This is a genomic window from Enterobacter cloacae complex sp. GF14B, from assembly GCF_004136805.1.
GTDB lineage: Bacteria > Pseudomonadota > Gammaproteobacteria > Enterobacterales > Enterobacteriaceae > Enterobacter > Enterobacter hormaechei_C.
Genome location: NZ_QFRV01000323.1, coordinates 1 through 1,062 on the forward strand (window position 1 = coordinate 1; position 1,062 = coordinate 1,062).

Sequence of the window (1,062 nt, forward strand, 5' to 3'; positions counted from 1 at the left end):
GGAGACGGAAGAGAGCGTGCGGCAAGAGGTTGCCCGCGAGCTGCACGACGACATCGGCCAGACCATCACCGCCATCCGTACCCAGGCGGGCATTGTTCAGCGCCTGGCGGCAGAAAACGCGGGCGTGAAGCAGGGCGGGGCGCATATCGAACAGCTTTCGCTGGGCGTCTATGATTCCGTTCGTCGCCTGTTAGGGCGGCTGCGCCCGCGCCAGCTTGACGATCTCTCCCTGGAGCAGGCGGTACGCTCTCTGATGCGCGAGATGGAGCTGGAAAGCCGCGGCATTGTCAGCCATCTCGACTGGCGCATTAGCGAACCTGCGCTGAGCGAAGGCCAGCGCGTAACCCTGTTCCGCGTCTGTCAGGAGGGGCTGAACAATATCGTCAAACATGCCAGTGCCAGCGCGGTCACGATCCAGGGCTGGCAGCAGGACGAGCGCCTGATGCTGGTAATTGAAGACGACGGCTGCGGCCTGCCGCCGGGCTCCGGCCAGCAGGGCTTTGGCCTGGCGGGCATGCGCGAGCGCGTAAAGGCGCTTGGCGGCACGCTGAGCCTCTCCTGCACCCACGGGACGCGCGTCAGCGTCAGTTTGCCGTTAAGGACGCATCATGTTTAAAACCCCCGCCAGCGCCGCCCCGCTAAGCAACAAAGCGGAAATCGACTCCCGCTACCGCTACTGGCGTCGCCATATCCTGATTACCATCTGGCTCGGCTACGCGCTGTTCTACTTTACCCGCAAAAGCTTCAACGCCGCCGCGCCGGAGATCCTCGCGAGCGGCGTGATGACCCGCACCGACATCGGCCTGCTGGCGACGCTGTTTTACATCACCTACGGCCTGTCGAAGTTCTTCTCCGGCATCGTCAGCGATCGCTCCAACGCGCGTTATTTTATGGGCGTCGGGCTGATCGCCACCGGCGTGGTGAATATTCTGTTTGGCTTCTCCACCTCGCTCTGGGCCTTCGCCCTGCTGTGGGCGCTGAACGCCTTTTTCCAGGGCTGGGGCGCGCCGGTCTGCGCCCGCCTGCTGACCGCCTGGTACTCACGCAACGAGCGCGGCGGCT

2 protein-coding genes are annotated in these 1,062 nt (G+C 64.2%); both read left to right on the plus strand.

Annotated features, from left to right (window positions below; genetic code table 11):
- Positions 1 to 616, plus strand: a 616-nt coding sequence (locus tag DD606_RS25470; protein WP_255573134.1) for a histidine kinase, incomplete at its 5' end; no start/stop codon positions are given.
- Positions 609 to 1,062 (plus strand): MFS transporter (locus tag DD606_RS25475; protein WP_129259517.1); only part of this gene is annotated, 454 nt, incomplete at its 3' end. The genes DD606_RS25470 and DD606_RS25475, both read left to right, overlap by 8 nt.